We start from the raw sequence: 16,703 nt of genomic DNA on the forward strand, positions 1-16,703 counted from the left end.
CTAAATATTTTATTCCTTAACGGGGCCATGGGCCATTCCTCCGTCGGAGAGAGCCGCTATTTCTCACGATCATCCCTTCCGCGCCGCCGCTATTGTCACTATCGACAAGATATGCTATACTAAACAGGTGATACAATGAAAGAGCGTAGAAGGTTCCCCAGATACGACCACGCTATAGAAGTGAGATATTCCACCCCGGGAATAGCTGCAATAGAGGGCTACACAGTAAGTAAAAACATTTCGAGAGTCGGCCTTCGCATGCCCATAACGAGGATAGTGAAAGAGGGGGACGTGATAAACCTCGACATAGAGCCGAAGCACAAGGAAGGGCCTGTATCCGCTACCGGCAAAGTGGTCTGGACGAGGCCGATAAACCGCCTGGCCCGGCTGGAAATGGACGCAGGCGTAGAGTTCATAAAGATCGACCACAGCCGCGCAAACCGCCTCTTCGAGTCAGTTTATTAGTCGGCCTTCCCGCCTTTTTTCTTCAGATGATCCGATAAGTAGTTCCCCGTAAGATCATCGATATGCGATGTGAGCTCCTGCAGGCGCAGTTCCTTTTCGAAGCGCGCCTTCAACTCCTTCGGCGGCGCCGTGATCAGCTCGAACTGCACGCGCTTCCGCTCGTAGTAAGCGCGCCTCAGGTCGTCCAGTATGTCGTTCCTCAGCTGCACCATGAGGCGGGACCTGACGTCTATATTCGTCTGGTCGTCACTCCATATGAGATCCCCCAGTTCCCATGATACCGAGAGGTCCCATCCGCTCGATATCTCATCCGGTCCGGCGAAGACGTAGTCCCTGGTGGCGCTGGTATATATCTCGTAATTCGTCGAACTGTCATTATCCATCCCCGCGGAGACCTTCGGCAGGACCGCCCTCAGCCGCGACTCCCTTTTCCAGTCCTCTATCTTATCCGGGCTCACGTCCGCGAACCTGATCGCCGCCGCCTGCAGTTCCCTGAACGCCGGCTCCTCATCGAACCTCACCTCAAGCGTCTTGATGCTCTTCTCGACATCCGGGTAGTGGTCGGCCAGATAGTCGCCGCGCTCCATGCGGTACACCCCTTTGTCGGTCACCGCCCACAGGGACCGCGGGCTGACGATATCGAAGAGCACCTGCTTCGCGTCGATGCGGCCGTCGATCCCCTTATACAGCTCGCGCCATGCGCCGGTCGAAGGCGTGAATTCAAATACGCCCTTCGAGGTGGCGCAGTAGAGCTCCTCACCCTTCCCGGCGGGCAGTATATGATTTACGGCCCCGGAAAGTCCGGCCTCCGGGAAACCGGTCCATGTCGCGCCGTTGTCGCCGGAATAGAGTATCCGCCTGTCGAACCCGGCGTAGATCTTGCCGCCGGAGGAACTGATGCAATTGACGGATCCGTAGCGCGGCTCCTCTTCACGGCCGGCTGGGTCGATCGCGTCGCTCTCCCCGCCGCCTTCCTCCGGAACGCTCCGGACCAGGATACGGTTCCATCCGTCTTCCCCCTCCCCTCTTACGTACAACCCGCCTTCACACCCCGCATAGAGCATGCCCCTGTGGTAGGCAAGGCATCTTGCCGGAATGCCCTTTAGGTTGTAGCTCGTGTCACGCCAGCGCGTGCCGCCGTCTTCGGAGACGAATATGCCGTGTGACGTCCCGACGGCCACCTTCTCTCCCCCGGCGCCCGATGTCCCTATAGAAAGGACGTCGCTCCGGGAGGGCATGAACGACGAAAAGACCTTATCCCACGCCTTACCGCCGTCGGCGGACCTGAAGAGCCCCCTCTTCGTCCCCACAAATACGCTCTTCCCGCCGCCTGAAATACACCTTATCTCGTTCTCTCCCGACGGCACAAAGAATACAGGTTCCCACTTCTCCTTCATGTCGTATGCCACATATACTTCGTTCCTGGTGGCCAGGTAGAGACGCCGGTCGTCCATGACCATCCCCCTGGCGTCGGCGTTCCTTATCCAGCCGTCCTTCCCCGCCCATACCTCCTGCGCGGCCGCGGATCCGCCCTGAAAGGCGACGCATAAAAAACCCAAAGATAGTGTTATGACCGATCTCCTCATCTTAAGGCCCTCCTCATGGCAGAGGCGATGATATAACACTTTTCGTGATTTGTCAATATTAATTTTGCTATTTATCAAATAGAACGGACCCGTGGGAGGGGTGCGGTGGCGGGCTCTTTTCTACTTTATATCTTTCAATTCAAGCTGGATCGATTGGACGCCCTGCCAGTTATTGATCGAGGGCGTATATGCCAGGTCTACGCTGTCCCCTGCCTTCGGGATGGAGAGGTTGTTCCTGCCGAACGAGACGGCTTCGCAGGTGATCGTATTGTCCGTCACCCATATCTTGAAACCGTTCTTACCTATGCTCCTGGGCGGGTCTTTGACGATCAGGCGGCGGGACGCAAGCACGGGCCTGGGGTTCTCTTCCCCGAACGGCGACAGGCTTTCAAATTCATCTATGACCGCTTCCCCGATCGCGTTCAGCGGGACGTCCATCTCTATATCGAGCTTGGGGCTGAAGGTCTCTTCCGGGGCGTTCGAGGCGGCCTCTTCGTTTATCCTGCCGGTGAACTCTTCTATCCTGTCCTTCTCTATGGTGAGGCCGCATGCCGATTCATGCCCCCCGAACCCGACCAGGAGGTCCTTGCAGCGCAGCATGTAGTCGAATAGGTGAAAATCGGATATGCTGCGCCCCGACCCTTTCCCATACTTACCGTCGAGAGATATCATTATGGCCGGCCGGTAGAACCTGTCCGCGATCCTGGAGGCAACTATACCTATGACCCCGGGATGCCACCCTTCGCTGGCGAGGACTATGACGCGGTGCCGGGCGAAGTTGATCTCGCGTTCGACCTTGGCCATCGCCTCTTCGAGTATCTTGCCCTCTATCTTCTGGCGGGCCCTGTTCTCGGTATCGAGCATCTTCGCCAGACGCATGGCTTCCGACTCGTCATCGGTGAGGAGCATCTCCAGCGCCTTGAGCGGTGAACCGACCCTGCCCATGGCATTGATCCTCGGGCCGAGTATGAACCCTATATGGCCGCTCGATATATCCTTACCGCTCAGGCCGCCGACCTCCATAAGGGCGTTCAACCCCGCCCTCTTCCTCCTGTTCAACTCCCCGAGGCCGTGTTTTGTCAGGGTGCGGTTCTCCCCGATAAGCGGCGCGACATCGGCCACCGTCCCCAGGCTGACCAGGTCTAGAAAGTCCTCCGCGAAATGGCTCGTGCCGTCGAAGAGCGCCTTTGCCAGCTTATACGCGATGCCCACCCCGGCCAGGTGCTTGAACGGGTATCTGCAGCCCTCCTGCAGCGGATTTATGATCGCGCAGGCGTCGGGGACCCTTCCGGCCGGTATCTCGTGGTGATCGGTGACTATGACATCTATGCCGGAGGCCTTTGCATGGCGTATCTCATTGAAAGAACCTATGCCGCAATCCACGGTGACGATCAGCGTGATACCGTTCTTGTGCGCCTTCTTTATGGCGGAGAGGTTGAGGCCGTACCCCTCCTCCAGGCGGTTAGGTATGTAGCACTCCGCGACGGCTCCCAGCATCTTCAGGGCGGAGCTTACCAGGGCGACGGACGTTATGCCGTCGACGTCGTAATCGCCGTATACTAGTATCCGCTCTTTTTTCCTTATCGCCTCCCTGATACGCGCCACGGCCTTATCCATGTCCTTTAAGAGGAACGGGTCGTGGCAGGAGGATATGGAGGAGGTCAGGAATTCGCTCGCCTTGGCGGGATCGTCAACGCCGCGGTTCGCCAGGAGTTGTGCGGTGACCTTCGATATCCTGAGCTCGGACGCAAGCCGCTCCTGTACCGCGGGATTTGAATCTTTTATTCTCCAGATCTTTCTCATATTTGCACTATATCACTTTATGAAGGGCTCAACGTGGATGAAGACTTCCCTGGCGTTGGATATCTTCGCCATTATATCTCCCCGTATAGCGTCCGTGATCAGGTGGCCCTTCTCGACCTTCATATCCTTGTCCACCTCGATCGTCATATCTATCATGAGCTCAAGCCCCATCTTCCTCACCTTTATATCCTTTATCGCCTTCACGCTATTATTGGTCATTGCGATGACGCGTATGCCGGCTATGACGGATTCCGGCGGGGCGCCGTCCATAAGCTCATCGTACGCCCGGTGGAAACCCAGGACCCCTGTCCGTATGACCAGGAGCGACAGCAGGAATGCCGCCAGGGGGTCGAGCATGGGAAAACCGTGCCGCGCGCCCGCGATGCCTATGAGGGCAACGAGCGACGAGAAGGCATCCGAGGCGATATTCCAGGAATAGACGGTCATCGCGGTGCTCGATATCTTCTTCCCGAGCACATTCGTATACTGGAAGAGGCCGAGCTTTACCGCTATCGAGACGATCGCGGCGACGAGGGCTATCTTTCCGGGGACATACGTCTGGTGCGAAACGACTATGACGTGGATGGAATTATAACCTACCTTGACTCCGAGGGCTATTAAAAATATGGCGAGCAGCTTAGCTATGATCGACTCTGCCTTGCCGTGGCCGTAAGGATGGTCGCGGTCTGCCGGCTTCTTCGCTATCTTGAACCCTATGAGCATGCCGGCGCTCGTCATGGCGTCGCCCAGCGTGTCGAGCGCGTCGGCGATCATCGCGTTGGAATGGCCTACTACGCCGGCGAATATCTTAAAGAGGAACAGGACGCCGTTGACCGCGATGCTGACCACGGACCCCTTCTCCGCATCCCTGTACGCGCCTCCGTTCTCCGACACCGCGCGCTCCTTATCTTCTTACGACCGGTTTCTTCTGCCAGGAGAGTATCAGCGGGCTCGCTATGTAGACGGTGGAGTAGACGCCCGACAGGAAACCGACACAAAGGCAGAACGAAAAACCGTTCAGGACCTCCCCGCCCCACGCCAATAAGGCGATGACGACGAGCATCGTAACGCCCGTGGTAAGGATCGTCCGGGACAGGGTCTGATTCAGGCTGAGGTTCAGGATCTCCGCGAAGCTGCCCTTCTTGACGAGCCGCATATTCTCCCGGATCCTGTCAAAGATGACTATGGTGTCGTTTATCGAATAACCGGCGATGGTGAGAAGCGCCGCAACGACGGTAAGGTCCAACTGTCTCTGCGTGAGGGCAAGGGCGCCCACCGCGACGAATATATCATGGAATAGCGCCACCACACCGGCTATCCCGTACTTCAGGTTGAACCTGATCATTACATATATCAGGATGCCGGCTATGGCGAGCAGGAGAGATGCGCTGGCATTCTGCCGCAGGTTTTTGCCTACAGCGGGGCCTACCGTCTCCACCCGCAGCAGCTCGAACGAATTATCCTTGAATTGCTCCCTGAAGAGCTCTTTCAGCTTCTTGGTGATATCCTGCTGGGTCCTGATGATCACTTCCCTTGGGTTCCCGTATTGCTGTATCGAGGCGTTGCCGTATCCTATGCTCTTCAACGCCCCTCTCATGTCGTCGACCCTCACCTCTTTCTCGAAAAGGAATTGCTGGAGTGTGCCTCCTGAGAAATCTACCCCCAGGTTCTTCTCTCCCCGCATGGCGAATATGGAGATACCGGCGATTATGACCACGGCCGATATGACGTAGCATATCTTGCGCTTGCCTATAAAATCTATCTTGGTTGCCGGGAATAACTGCATGAACCTGAGTTTTGCCAGCCCGAACTGATCGCACATAAGTTCAAATACCACCCTGGTACAGACCACTGACGTAAAGAGGTTGGCTACAAGACCTATGGTAAGGGTCACCGCGAAACCCCTTATCGGACCGGTGCCGAATTTGAATATCAGCGCGGCCGCCACGATCGTCGTAACGTTCGAGTCCATTATAGCCGAGAAGGCCCTGTTGTAACCGGCCGCTATGGCCGCCCTCAGTGACTTGCCGAGCGCAAGCTCTTCACGCATCCTCTCATATATAAGGACGTTCGCGTCGACAGCCATACCTATGGTCAGGATCAAACCCGCTATGCCGGGGAGCGTAAGTGTGCCCTTGAACATCGCAAGACACGCCAGTATTATCAATATGTTGAGGACCAGCGCAAAGTTCGCGATCAGGCCGGCCAAACGGTAATATATCAACATCACTATGAAGACAAGCAGCCCTCCCAGGAGCGTTGCGCGTATACCGCTCCTTATCGAATCGGCCCCCAGAAGCGGCCCTACCGTCCTCTCCTCCTCCACTATCACCGGCGCCGGCAGCGCGCCCGCCCTTAGTACTACGGAAAGATCGTTGGCCTCATCGACCGAAAAGCTGCCCGTTATCTGCGCCTGGCCGGACGGGATCGCCTCGCGTATCACCGGGGCCGACTGGACCTTGCCGTCTAGCACTATGGCAAGCCGTTTGCCTACATTGGCGGCCGTTACCTTCGCGAATATTTCGGCGCCTTTTCCGTTAAAGGTGATCGAGACGTACGGCTCGCCGAAACCGCTCGAGCTGAACTCCGTCTTCGCGTTCACCAAGAGGTCTCCGGTGAGCGCGGCTTCCTTTGAGACGAGTATCGGCTCGCGGCCGGTGCCCTCTTTCTCTACGTATAAGACCTCGTACCCTTCGACGGGTTCGTTATTCAGCGCCTTCTTCACGTCGTCGGTATTATCGGATACGATCCTGAATTCGAGGTGGGCGGTCTGCCCTATGATCTCCAGGGCCCTGTCCCTGTCCGTCACGCCCGGAAGCTGGACTATTATATTCTCTTTACCCTGCTTCTGGATCGCCATCTCTCCCACGCCGAACTGGTCTATCCTGTTCCTTATTATCTCGATCGCCCTGTCGAGGGCGTCTTTACGGGTGTCGGCGGGGACCTTCGACGTATCTACCTTAAGGACTACGTGCATGCCGCCCTGCAGATCGAGCCCGAGGTTGATCTTTCCCTTCTGCACCACCTTGCCGTCCTTGTCCCTGACAGTGAACGGCGGCAGTATCATCCAGATACAGGCGACCGCTATCGCGATGATGCCCACCAGCTTCCATTGTAACGATTTATTCATTATGCCTATCCTCCAGATTTTATTATTCCGTCGTCTTCCGTTTCATCACGGAGATCGAGCTCTTCTGCACCTCTATCTTGACATTGTCGTCCACCTTGAGCACGACGCTGTGGTCCTTGACGTTCACTATCGTGCCGTGGATGCCGCCTGACGTTATGACCTCGTCGTTCTTCTTCAGAGACGCCACCATCTTCTTGTGGTCATCCTGCGCCTTCTTTTGCGGCCTTATCAGGAGAAAATAGAAGATGATGAATATCAATATTATGGGTAACATGTTAAATAACGGGCTCTGCGCTGCGTTCATTTGCCTTTCTCCTTTTTGTAACTGCTCATGAATCCCTCTCTGAATGCGTCGAAACGGTCATCCCTGATCGCCTCTCTGGCATAATGTATAAGTTTAACATAAAATTGTATATTATGCAATGAGACAAGCCGTAAACCCAGGAGCTCCTCGGTGTTGAAGAGGTGCCTTATGTAGGCGCGGGTGTGGTTCCTGCAGGCGAAACAACCGCAGGTCCCGTCTATGGGCCGGAAGTCCTCCTTATACAGGGCGTTGCGGAGCTGGAGGTCACCGTTCCATGTGAAGGCCTGGCCGTTCCTGCCGTTACGCGTCGGGACGACACAGTCGAACATGTCGAGACCGCGGCCTATCGCCTCCAGCAGGTCAGGCGGGGTGCCCAGGCCCATCAGATACCTCGGCTTATCCTCCGGCAGGAGGTCCGCCGTATATCCGGCCACCTCGTAGATCAGGTCTTCCGGCTCCCCTACGCTCACTCCTCCGACCGCGTATCCGTCGAAGCCGATCGCGAGCAGGTCGTCCACCGCCTTCTTGCGAAGGTCGCGGTATGTGCTTCCCTGCACGATGCCGAAGAGAAGTTTGGAGTTGGGAGTTGGGAGTTGGGAGAAATGGTCTTTAGAGCGACGGGCCCAGGCGGTCGTCAGGTCGAGTGACTGCTCGACGTAGTCGCGGGCCGCAGGGTAATGGACACATTCATCGAGCATCATCATTATATCGCTCCCGAGGCCGTCCTGGATATCGATCACCTTCTCCGGGGTAAGGAAGTGTTTGGAACCGTCGATGTGAGAAGAGAATTCAACCCCTTCCCTGCTCAGCTTCCGCAGTACCGCCAGACTGAATACCTGATAACCGCCGCTATCCGTCAATATCGGCCCCTGCCAGCCCATAAATTTGTGGAGGCCTCCGGCCTTTCTGATCAGCTCTATCCCCGGCCTCAGATAGAGATGATAGGCGTTCCCGAGTATGATCTCGGCCCCGCATCCTTTCAACTCGTCGTTCGAGATCGCCTTGACTGTGCCCTGTGTGCCGACAGGCATGAATACGGGCGTATCGACCTCTCCGTGCGCCGTCACGAGCTTCCCCAACCTTGCCTTACTCGTCTTGTCTTTGTGAATGAGTTGAAACATTAAGTGTCACCACGTCACCAGGTCACCACGTCACCAGGTCACCGCTAAAATCTTTTACGGGTGACTTTGTGACCTTGTGACTTGGTGACTCTTTCATAATATCAGCATCGCGTCACCGTAGCTGAAGAAACGGTAACGCTCCTCTATCGCCTTCCGGTACGCCTCGAAAATGAACTCCTTCCCCGCAAACGCCGAAACGAGCAGTAAGAGCGTCGATTTAGGCAGGTGGAAGTTTGTGATCAGGTGATCAGCGACTTTGAACTTAAACCCTGGATATATAAATAAGTCGGTATACCCTGATTGGCTTTGGGCTTTGGGCTTTGGGCCGTGGACTGTGGACCGTGGACTATGGACCGTTCCAGCACAATGCTCGAGGACGCGCGTAGATGTCGTACCTACCGCAAAGACCTTGCCGCCGCGATCCTTAGTCCGGGCTACCGCTTCCGCCGTCTCCACGGGAAGCTCAAAATACTCCTTGTGCATCTTATGCCCTTCAACCTCATCGCTCTTTATCGGCGCGAACGTCCCGTAATTTGTATGCAACGTCACATATGATACCCTGACCCCTATACCCGATACCCTATCGAGCAGTTCTTCCGTAAAATGGAGCCCTGCCGTAGGGCTCGCTGTCGCGCCTTCGCGCGCGCTGTAAACGGTCTGATACCCGGACCTGTCGGATTCCTCGTCTTGCCTGTCTATGTATGGCGGCAGCGGGACATGGCCGGCCTCCTCTAATACCTCCCCGACCGGCCTCCCGAATCTTACGAACCTGCCGGCCTCGCCCCTGCCGAGGAGTTCGACCTCATCACCGGACTCGAGGGTTATCCTTTCGCCTTCTTTCAGCCGGCCGGAAGGCCTTATGAGCGCCTCACAGACCGGGTCCTTCTTTTCGAGGAGGAAGAGCTCTACTTTTCCGCCCGTCTTCCTCCTGCCGAACAGGCGCGCGGGGATCACCCTGGTATCATTAAGGACAAGGCAGTCGCCTTCATTGAAATACCCAGTTAAATCCTCGAATGTCTTATGCTCGATAGAATGGTTCGCGCGGTCCAGCACCATCAACCGGCACTTCTCCCGTTCCTTCGCCGGATGCTGGGCTATAAGTTCCTTCGGCAATGTGTAGTCAAAATCGGAGAGGCGCATCAGCGTAACTTGTCTGTCGTCGTGATCTCGGCGCCGGGGTAGTAATATGAGAGTATCTCTTCGACCTTCTTCCCCTTCCGTGACATGCCGAACGCGCCCCACTGGCACATACCGACACCATGGCCCCACCCGGAACCCTTGAATACGAGCGTGCCCCATTTTAACGAGAGATCGAACTTCGTGCTGCGCAGTTCGTTCGGACCGAGCATCTGCCTGAAGTCCTTCCCCTTCAACATCACCGAGGTATCCGCTTCGTCTTTTATCTCTACCTGCTCGACCCTGCCGGAACCGTTCTTCGAGAGCACCTTCACGGAGGATATCTCGCCTATATTATATCCGCCTGCGCTTAATCTGTTCTTCAGTTCCCACAACGGGATATCGGTCGTCCATTCGTAATGGGGCGAATTCCGGCAGTAGAGGCAAGGCCCGCCCTTGAGAGGAGGAAGGTCTATATTCCACAGGACGGAGGCATCTTCCGTATATCCGGCGCATGTTGCGTGATAGTATGCCGGGAATATCTTACCCTTATATGCCAGGACCTTGTCCTTCGTCAGGTCAACGGCCCTGGTGGTCGCCCATTTTTCGGATGCGCGGCCCCCGTAGACCTGGGAGTATATGTCATTACGGAGGTCGTACGGCTGAAGCCTGTTCTGCGACTTCTGATACAACGCGAACGTACGTGCCGCGATCGCCTGCGCCTTCAGGACTTCCATGGGCCATTTATGGGACACCTCATGGTACAGGACCCCGTAAAGATAGTCCTCTACGCCTATTTCGTTTATGACCATGATGCTCAGATCGTCCTTAAGCGCTATATGGACATTCCCCCTGAAGCGCTTTCCGTCGACGTAGATGTCGGCATCCTTGTATGCCTTCACCTTAACGGCCGGGAGCATTATCTCTTTAGCGCCTATTAATATATTGCCCCTGGACCCTGTCACCCCGGCCCTGAGGCGAGGCCCTTCCATTACGACCCTCTCTGAATTCGGCGCATATACCTTATACGGCCCTTTTATGACCAGGGAGATCCTGGGCCTGTTGTCAATTACCAGCACCCTCAATACGGACTGGCCGGTGTCAGGAATGGCCTGGGGCGCTCGGCCGGCGTATAATACCGATAAGAGGACGCATGTGATAACGGCGGCTCTTCTCATCTTCGCCTTAGGAACATCATAATTACGGAGATCAGGACAGAGATGATTATGGAGGTGGTTATGGGAAAGAAGAATGTAAAATTCTTTTTCTGTATATACAGGTCGCCGGGCAGCCGTCCGAACCAGGAGAACTTCCCTCCGAACGTGAATATGGCGCCGAGGACGATCAGCGCCGCTCCGAATATGATCAACGTCTTTCCTATCGAATTCATATATCCTGATTGTCCATGGTCCACAGTCCATAGTCCACGGTTATGCTCTCTTCTGTGGACCGTCGACCGTAGACCGCCGACCTTTCTTCGCTTTACGCGCCTCCGCCCGCTCTACTTCCGAAAAGAGGCATCCGCAGTAATTCTGGCAATAGATACCCTTTTTCCTGGCCGTCTCATGGGCCTCCCTGAAACCGGTCCTGAAATCCTTGTAGTAAAATTTCAGGCCGGCCCCGGCCGCAACCGACTCGCCCAGCTCTTTTATGACACCCTGGTCCTGGTAAGGGCTCCCCAGGAGAGTGGTCGTGAACGCCTCGAAACCGTTCTCCAAAGCCCATTTGGCCGTCTTCTCCAGCCGGAGCCACCAGCATACGGGACACCTGCTCTGGAGCGCCTCATTATATACGATATGCTGGAAATAGTTCTCTATATCGTAATCGCCATACAGGACATTGATGCCGGCATCGCCGGCGTAACGCTCGACCTCCTGCTTCCTCTTAAGATATTCCGAGTAGGGGTGTATGTTGGGGTTGTAGAAGAATCCCGCCAGCTTATGCCCGTCTCTCTTCAGGTCTTCTACGGGAAATATGGCGCACGGCGCACAGCAGATATGGAGCAGGATATTCATGGCGCTACTTGAACATCTCTTTCTGGCTCTCTTTCGACTTCAGGAACCCCATATGCTCGTACGCCGATCTTGTGAGCTCCCGCCCCCGCGGCGTCCTCTTCAGAAAACCGATCTTCAGCAGGAACGGCTCCACTATATCCACTATGGTGTCGGGCTCTTCGTTAAGCGTCGCGGCGAGCGATTCTATGCCTACGGGACCCCCGCCGAACGATTCGTACATAGCGCTCACCACCTTGCGGTCGACGCTGTCGAGACCCATGGAATCGACACCGTGGCTCTTCAGCGCCTCGAAAGTCGCTTCGAGCGTTATCCTGCCGTCCAGCTTCACCTCGGCCCAGTCCCTGACCCGGCGCAACAGACGGTTGGCGACCCTGGGGGACCCGCGCGCGCGTCTTGCGATCTCTTCCGCGGCGCTCTTCTCTATGGAGACATTCATGATCCTGGCCGAACGCGTCAGTATCCTGACCAGGTCTTCCGTCTCGTAGAAATCGAGATGGTAAAATAGGCCGAACCTGGACCTGAGCGGGGACGTGAGGAGACCGGCGCGCGTCGTCGCGCCTATAAGGGTGAAATGCTTGAGGTTGAATTTATACGTCTTGGCATATGGCCCCTTGTCCATGATGACGTCTATCTCGAAGTTCTCCATGGCCGGATATATGTACTCTTCGACGGAACTCGAAAGCCGGTGTATCTCGTCTATGAAGAGGATGTCGCCCTCTTCCAGGTTGGTCAGAAGCCCCACGAGGTCCCCGGGCCTGGTGATGGAAGGTCCGCTCGTGACCGTTATCCTGGTGCCCATCTCATGAGCGACTATGTGCGCGAGCGACGTCTTGCCGAGCCCCGGCGGACCCGAAAGGAGGATATGCTCAAGCGGCTCCTTCCGTTTCTTCGCCGCCTCCAGAGACACCTTGAGGTTCTCGACGATCTCCGTCTGACCCACGAAGTCTTTAAGCTTTGTCGGGCGGAGCGAGATATTGAGTATTATATCCTCTTCCGTCTCCTGGGGGGCGATGATCTTCTCCCTGCCGCCCTCCGCGATCTTCACCTTCTTATTATCGTGCTTGGCCATTTTCAGCTTTCAGCTTTCAGCTTTCAGCTTTCAGCAACTATCAGCTTTTGTTTTAGCTGATAGCTGTGAGCTGACAGCTGATAGCTATTTCCGTTTACTCCCCTTATACACCTCGTTCAATATCTCTTCACACGTCGATAGCTTTGAATTGCGCGCTACGGCCCTCTCCACCATCTCTTTGGCCTCCTGCTTCTTGTATTGCAGTTGGAGCAGGACGTTAACCGCCTCCGCCTTGATATCCTCCGCGGCCACCGGTCTAGGCTCGCCGTCATTGAATTTATCCTTTATAAGTCCGAACTTGCCTACCTTACCCTGAAGTTTTGCTATTATCTCGCGCGCCTTCTGCTCTCCTATGCCGGGCAGCGTCTTTAAAAGCGGCATATCGCCCCTGTCGATGGCATCCGCTATGACGGAGAACGACATGCTCAGCGCCTTGCACGCCGCCTTAGGCCCCACGCCCGAGACCTTTATGAACTGCTCGAAGAACTCCCTCTCTATCTCGTTCAGGAAGCCGACGAGCACAGGTATGGCCCTCGACGGGTCCATCTGGTAGTAGTGGTAGGTTATGAGCTCTATGGTGCCGTCGTCCCCCATGCCGTCCTCGATCGCGCGCATGACCGCCGGAGGGATGAGCACCTCATAAGAGATGCCGTTCACGTCTATTATGACGCTCGTCTCCTTCCTCTCCTTCACCTTTCCCGATATACGCGATATCATATTTTTCCTGGCAACCGGTAACTGGCAACTGGAACCTTTTCTATATAGCAATAGCTTATCGCCATGGCGAGCGCATCGCTCACATCTACCGGCTCCGGAGGTTTCCTCAGTTTGAGTATATTCTGGACCATGCGCTGGACCTGCACCTTAGAGGCCTGGCCGTTCCCGGTGACGACCTTCTTTATCCTCGTGGATGGATAATTGACAAGTTTTATATTGGACCTGCCGCACACAAGACAGGCCATCGCCCGCGCGTGGCCCATCAGTATCGCTGTAGTGGGATGCTGGTAGTGGGAATATATCTTTTCGAGCACCAGGACACCGGGCGCATATTCATCTATGATACCGGAGATGCCGTCGAATATCTTCGTGACCCTTTCCTGTATGGGGGTGTTCTTTTTGGTCCGTATCACACCGGCCTCGACGACCTTCATGGTACCGGCATCTATGAGGCCGTAACCGGTGGTATTCAGCCCGGGGTCTATGCCTAATATCCTCATTCTTCCTTCAATAATTCATCCGGTATGTCAAAATTGCCGTAGACGTTCTGGACGTCATCGTTCCCCTCGAGCTCATCCACAAGGTCCAGTATCCTCTTTGCGTCGTCGCCTACTACCTTGATGGTCGATTTGGGGATGAGCGTTATCTCCGCCGACTCCGTCTTTATCTTATTGTCCTCTATCGCCTTCTTCACCTTGTAGAAATCCTGCGGAGATGTCTTTACCCCGTAACTCTCGTCTTCGACCACCATATCTTCGGCGCCTGCGTCGAGGACGATCCCCATCAGCTTATCCTCGTCGATAGCCTCTTTATTCACGACGATATATCCTTTCTTCTCGAATATCCAGCCCACGGAACCGGCGCCCGCCATATTCCCGCCCTTCTTCGAAAAGATGGTCCTCACCTCGCTGGCGGTCCTGTTCTTGTTGTCGGTCAACGCCTCGATATAGATCGCCACGCCGCCCGGGCCGTATCCCTCGAGCGTCACATCCTCGTAATTCACGCCCTCGAGCTCGCCGGTGCCTTTTTTGACCGCGCGGTCGATGTTATCGGCCGGCATGCTCGCGTCCTTCGCCCTGTCTATGGCGACCCTCAGGCGCGGGTTCGTATCCGGGTTGCCGCCGCTCCTGGCCGCAACCGTTATCTCTTTGATCAGCTTCGTGAAGAGCTGGCCGCGCTTCGCGTCTGTAGCCGCCTTCTTGTGTTTGATCGTCGCCCACTTCGAATGTCCGCTCATGTTTCTCCTCTCGGTTTACACGTTACGCTTATTCTTCCGTCTCTTCCTTCTTCCCCTGTTTTGCCTTTTCGACGATCGTCGCCGTCAGGTTTGAAGGCACCACCTCATAATGAGAGAACGTCATCGTATATGTGCCGCGCCCGCCTGTTATGGACTTCAGTTCGTTCACGTACTTGTACATCTCTTCGAGCGGCACCTTCGCCTTTATCGTCTGGACGCCGTCTCCCGGCTCCATCCCCATGACCCTGCCCCGGCGCGAGTTCAGGCTGCCCGTTATGTCACCCATGAACTCCTCCGGCACCACGATGTCGACGTCCATGATAGGCTCAAGTATCACCGGCCTCGCCTTCTGCATCGACTCTTTGAAGGCCTGGCGCGACGCGATCTGGAACGCTATATCTTTGGAATCGACGGGGTGCGTCTTGCCGTCATAAACGATGGCCCTGACATCTACGACCGGGAAACCGGCCAGGACGCCCCCGTTCAGGGCCGACCTTATGCCCTTTTCGCAGCTCACCACGAAAGGCCTTGGGATCGCGCCGCCCACCACCTCATCGACGAATTCAAACCCGGTCCCGCGCGGGAGCGGCTCTATCTTCATCCATACCTCGGCAAACTGGCCGGCGCCGCCGGTCTGCTTCTTATGCCGGTATTGGGAATCCCCTTTACCTGTGATCGTCTCCTTGTACGCGACCTTGGGCGTGCCGAGGTCGACCTGTACGCCCGAACGGACCTTCATCCTGTTTATCATCATGCCTATATGCATGTCGCCCATGCCGTGGGCTATCATCTCCTTGGTCTGCTCGTCCCTGGTGACCTTGAACGTCGGGTCTTCCGCGGTCAGTTTGTGAAGGGCGTTCGATATCTTATCTTCATCGGAACGCGTCTTCGGCTTGAGCGAGAAGGATATGGCCGGCTCCGGGAACTGGATATCGTCTAACTTCAGAGGGTTCTTCTCGTCCCCTATGGAATCGCCGGTCCCGGTCTCCTTCAATTTTGACACGCACCCTATATCTCCCGCCTGCACCGAGTCCATCGATGCCTGCGACTTCCCGGATAGGGAAAATATCTGCCCTATCTTCTCCCTGGTGCCCTTCGTCACATTGTAGAAACCGGAGTTCGTCTGCAGCGTGCCGGAGAAGACCTTGAATATCGATATCTGGCCCAGGAACGGGTCCGAGAGCGTCTTGAAGACGAGCGCGGAGAACGGCCCTTTAGGGTTCATATCCACCTCGATCTTCTCGGAACTGTCCGGCCTGGTCGCGGTAACCCTGGGCCTGTCGGCAGGCGACGGCAGATAGTTCACTATAAGGTCCAGGGACTCCTTTATGCCTATCGCGCCTGTAGCCGAACCGCAAAGTATCGGAAAGACCTTGCCTTCGGAGATGCCCTTTTTGAGCGCGCCCTTCAGTTCGTCGGGCGCAAGCTCACCCTTCTCCAGGTACTTCTCGAGCAGGGCGTCATCGGTCTCCGCTACCGCCTCTGCCAGGCTGTCGGAGGCCGTCCTGGCCCCGGCCTTGGCATCTTCGGAGAGGCCTTCCATCCCCTGCCGCGTCACCAGGTTGGCTACCCCTTTGAAGGACGACTCCGTACCTATCGGGTATGTCACAAGGACACAGGCCTTGCCGAACTTTTTCTTTATGCCATCCACGCACTTTTCAAAGTCGGCATGCTCCTTATCGAGGCGGCTTATGAAGAATGCGCAGGGGATGCCTCTCTCGCGGGACAACTTGAATCCGCGTTCGGTCCCTATCTCTATGCCGCCGGTCGCGTTCACGACTATGACGCTCGTGTCCGCGGCCCTTAAGGCGCCCACCATCTCGCCGGCAAGATCGGTGTAGCCGGGGGTATCTATTATATTTATCTTCTTAGAGTTATAGACAAATGACATGAGCGACGACCCGAGAGAGCACTTGCGTTCCTTTTCGTCCTCATTGTAATCGGAAACGGTGTTCCCTTCAGCTATGCTCCCCATCTTGGGTATAGCGCCGGCGCCGTAAAGGACCGCCTCCACAAGCGACGTCTTCCCGCTCCCGGAATGTCCCAAAAATACCAGGTTCCTGATATCCTTCGCCTCAAATACCGCCATTGTCCGCTCTCCCTTTCTTTTTGCCTTTCAATGGAAATAGATGATAATAGT

The 16,703-nt window shown here is 55.8% G+C and carries 16 protein-coding genes; 1 reads left to right on the top strand and 15 read right to left on the bottom strand.

Features of this window, described 5'->3' with window-relative positions; translation table 11 throughout:
• Positions 1 to 135 precede the first annotated feature (135 nt).
• Positions 136 to 465: a PilZ domain-containing protein gene (locus WC515_06695; GenBank protein ID MFA5147041.1), complete on the top strand. Its 330-nt coding sequence runs from the start codon at positions 136 to 138 to the stop codon at positions 463 to 465.
• Here WC515_06695 and WC515_06700 read toward each other — a convergent pair.
• The 15 genes from WC515_06700 to fusA all read right to left on the bottom strand — a co-directional run bounded on the left by WC515_06700 (position 462) and on the right by fusA (position 16,652).
• Complete coding sequence (locus WC515_06700) at positions 462 to 2,051, bottom strand: hypothetical protein (protein MFA5147042.1); 1,590 nt, start codon at positions 2,049 to 2,051, stop codon at positions 462 to 464. The genes WC515_06695 and WC515_06700 overlap by 4 nt on opposite strands.
• Positions 2,052 to 2,171: 120 nt before the next feature.
• Complete coding sequence (gene recJ / locus WC515_06705) at positions 2,172 to 3,854, bottom strand: single-stranded-DNA-specific exonuclease RecJ (GenBank protein MFA5147043.1); 1,683 nt, start codon at positions 3,852 to 3,854, stop codon at positions 2,172 to 2,174.
• A 12-nt stretch (positions 3,855 to 3,866) separates the two neighbouring features.
• Complete coding sequence (locus WC515_06710; protein MFA5147044.1) at positions 3,867 to 4,748, bottom strand: cation diffusion facilitator family transporter; 882 nt, start codon at positions 4,746 to 4,748, stop codon at positions 3,867 to 3,869.
• Between the two features lie 10 nt (positions 4,749 to 4,758).
• A complete protein-coding gene (gene secD / locus WC515_06715) occupies positions 4,759 to 6,984 on the bottom strand; it encodes a protein translocase subunit SecD (GenBank protein ID MFA5147045.1) in 2,226 nt (741 codons plus the stop codon).
• A 22-nt stretch (positions 6,985 to 7,006) separates the two neighbouring features.
• Complete coding sequence (gene yajC / locus WC515_06720) at positions 7,007 to 7,288, bottom strand: preprotein translocase subunit YajC (protein MFA5147046.1); 282 nt, start codon at positions 7,286 to 7,288, stop codon at positions 7,007 to 7,009.
• Positions 7,285 to 8,409 (bottom strand): tRNA guanosine(34) transglycosylase Tgt, encoded by a 1,125-nt coding sequence (gene tgt, locus WC515_06725; GenBank protein ID MFA5147047.1) that lies wholly within the window; start codon positions 8,407 to 8,409, stop codon positions 7,285 to 7,287. The genes yajC and tgt overlap by 4 nt, the downstream gene beginning before the upstream one ends.
• Before the next feature lie 93 nt (positions 8,410 to 8,502).
• Positions 8,503 to 9,549, bottom strand: a complete 1,047-nt coding sequence (gene queA / locus WC515_06730) for a tRNA preQ1(34) S-adenosylmethionine ribosyltransferase-isomerase QueA (GenBank protein ID MFA5147048.1) — start codon at positions 9,547 to 9,549, stop codon at positions 8,503 to 8,505.
• Positions 9,549 to 10,703: a SpoIID/LytB domain-containing protein gene (locus tag WC515_06735; protein ID MFA5147049.1), complete on the bottom strand. Its 1,155-nt coding sequence runs from the start codon at positions 10,701 to 10,703 to the stop codon at positions 9,549 to 9,551. The genes queA and WC515_06735 overlap by 1 nt, the downstream gene beginning before the upstream one ends.
• Complete coding sequence (locus tag WC515_06740) at positions 10,700 to 10,915, bottom strand: DUF2905 domain-containing protein (GenBank protein MFA5147050.1); 216 nt, start codon at positions 10,913 to 10,915, stop codon at positions 10,700 to 10,702. The genes WC515_06735 and WC515_06740 overlap by 4 nt, the downstream gene beginning before the upstream one ends.
• Before the next feature lie 40 nt (positions 10,916 to 10,955).
• Positions 10,956 to 11,540, bottom strand: a complete 585-nt coding sequence (locus WC515_06745) for an epoxyqueuosine reductase QueH (protein ID MFA5147051.1) — start codon at positions 11,538 to 11,540, stop codon at positions 10,956 to 10,958.
• 4 nt (positions 11,541 to 11,544) lie between these two features.
• Positions 11,545 to 12,609, bottom strand: a complete 1,065-nt coding sequence (gene ruvB / locus WC515_06750) for a Holliday junction branch migration DNA helicase RuvB (GenBank protein ID MFA5147052.1) — start codon at positions 12,607 to 12,609, stop codon at positions 11,545 to 11,547.
• 84 nt (positions 12,610 to 12,693) lie between these two features.
• Positions 12,694 to 13,326: a Holliday junction branch migration protein RuvA gene (gene ruvA / locus WC515_06755; GenBank protein ID MFA5147053.1), complete on the bottom strand. Its 633-nt coding sequence runs from the start codon at positions 13,324 to 13,326 to the stop codon at positions 12,694 to 12,696.
• Complete coding sequence (gene ruvC / locus WC515_06760) at positions 13,323 to 13,826, bottom strand: crossover junction endodeoxyribonuclease RuvC (protein MFA5147054.1); 504 nt, start codon at positions 13,824 to 13,826, stop codon at positions 13,323 to 13,325. Before ruvC ends, ruvA begins: the two co-directional genes overlap by 4 nt.
• Positions 13,823 to 14,563, bottom strand: a complete 741-nt coding sequence (locus WC515_06765; protein MFA5147055.1) for a YebC/PmpR family DNA-binding transcriptional regulator — start codon at positions 14,561 to 14,563, stop codon at positions 13,823 to 13,825. Before WC515_06765 ends, ruvC begins: the two co-directional genes overlap by 4 nt.
• Positions 14,564 to 14,591: 28 nt before the next feature.
• Positions 14,592 to 16,652, bottom strand: a complete 2,061-nt coding sequence (gene fusA / locus WC515_06770; GenBank protein MFA5147056.1) for an elongation factor G — start codon at positions 16,650 to 16,652, stop codon at positions 14,592 to 14,594.
• Positions 16,653 to 16,703: the final 51 nt, after the last annotated feature.

It is taken from the genome of Candidatus Omnitrophota bacterium (assembly GCA_041650805.1).
Lineage (GTDB): Bacteria > Omnitrophota > Gorgyraeia > 2-01-FULL-45-10 > 2-01-FULL-45-10 > JBAZKM01.

What these genes read in the sequence shown, in the direction of transcription:
- WC515_06695 (MFA5147041.1), top strand. Translation starts at nt 136, where the DNA reads ATGAAAGAGCGTAGAAGGTTCCCCAGATACGACCACGCTATAGAAGTG.
- WC515_06700 (MFA5147042.1), bottom strand. Translation starts at nt 2,051, where the DNA reads ATGAGGAGATCGGTCATAACACTATCTTTGGGTTTTTTATGCGTCGCC.
- recJ (MFA5147043.1), bottom strand. Translation starts at nt 3,854, where the DNA reads ATGAGAAAGATCTGGAGAATAAAAGATTCAAATCCCGCGGTACAGGAG.
- secD (MFA5147045.1), bottom strand. Translation starts at nt 6,984, where the DNA reads ATGAATAAATCGTTACAATGGAAGCTGGTGGGCATCATCGCGATAGCG.
- yajC (MFA5147046.1), bottom strand. Translation starts at nt 7,288, where the DNA reads ATGAACGCAGCGCAGAGCCCGTTATTTAACATGTTACCCATAATATTG.
- tgt (MFA5147047.1), bottom strand. Translation starts at nt 8,409, where the DNA reads ATGTTTCAACTCATTCACAAAGACAAGACGAGTAAGGCAAGGTTGGGG.
- queA (MFA5147048.1), bottom strand. Translation starts at nt 9,549, where the DNA reads ATGCGCCTCTCCGATTTTGACTACACATTGCCGAAGGAACTTATAGCC.
- WC515_06735 (MFA5147049.1), bottom strand. Translation starts at nt 10,703, where the DNA reads ATGAGAAGAGCCGCCGTTATCACATGCGTCCTCTTATCGGTATTATAC.
- WC515_06740 (MFA5147050.1), bottom strand. Translation starts at nt 10,915, where the DNA reads ATGAATTCGATAGGAAAGACGTTGATCATATTCGGAGCGGCGCTGATC.
- WC515_06745 (MFA5147051.1), bottom strand. Translation starts at nt 11,540, where the DNA reads ATGAATATCCTGCTCCATATCTGCTGTGCGCCGTGCGCCATATTTCCC.
- ruvB (MFA5147052.1), bottom strand. Translation starts at nt 12,609, where the DNA reads ATGGCCAAGCACGATAATAAGAAGGTGAAGATCGCGGAGGGCGGCAGG.
- ruvA (MFA5147053.1), bottom strand. Translation starts at nt 13,326, where the DNA reads ATGATATCGCGTATATCGGGAAAGGTGAAGGAGAGGAAGGAGACGAGC.
- ruvC (MFA5147054.1), bottom strand. Translation starts at nt 13,826, where the DNA reads ATGAGGATATTAGGCATAGACCCCGGGCTGAATACCACCGGTTACGGC.
- WC515_06765 (MFA5147055.1), bottom strand. Translation starts at nt 14,563, where the DNA reads ATGAGCGGACATTCGAAGTGGGCGACGATCAAACACAAGAAGGCGGCT.
- fusA (MFA5147056.1), bottom strand. Translation starts at nt 16,652, where the DNA reads ATGGCGGTATTTGAGGCGAAGGATATCAGGAACCTGGTATTTTTGGGA.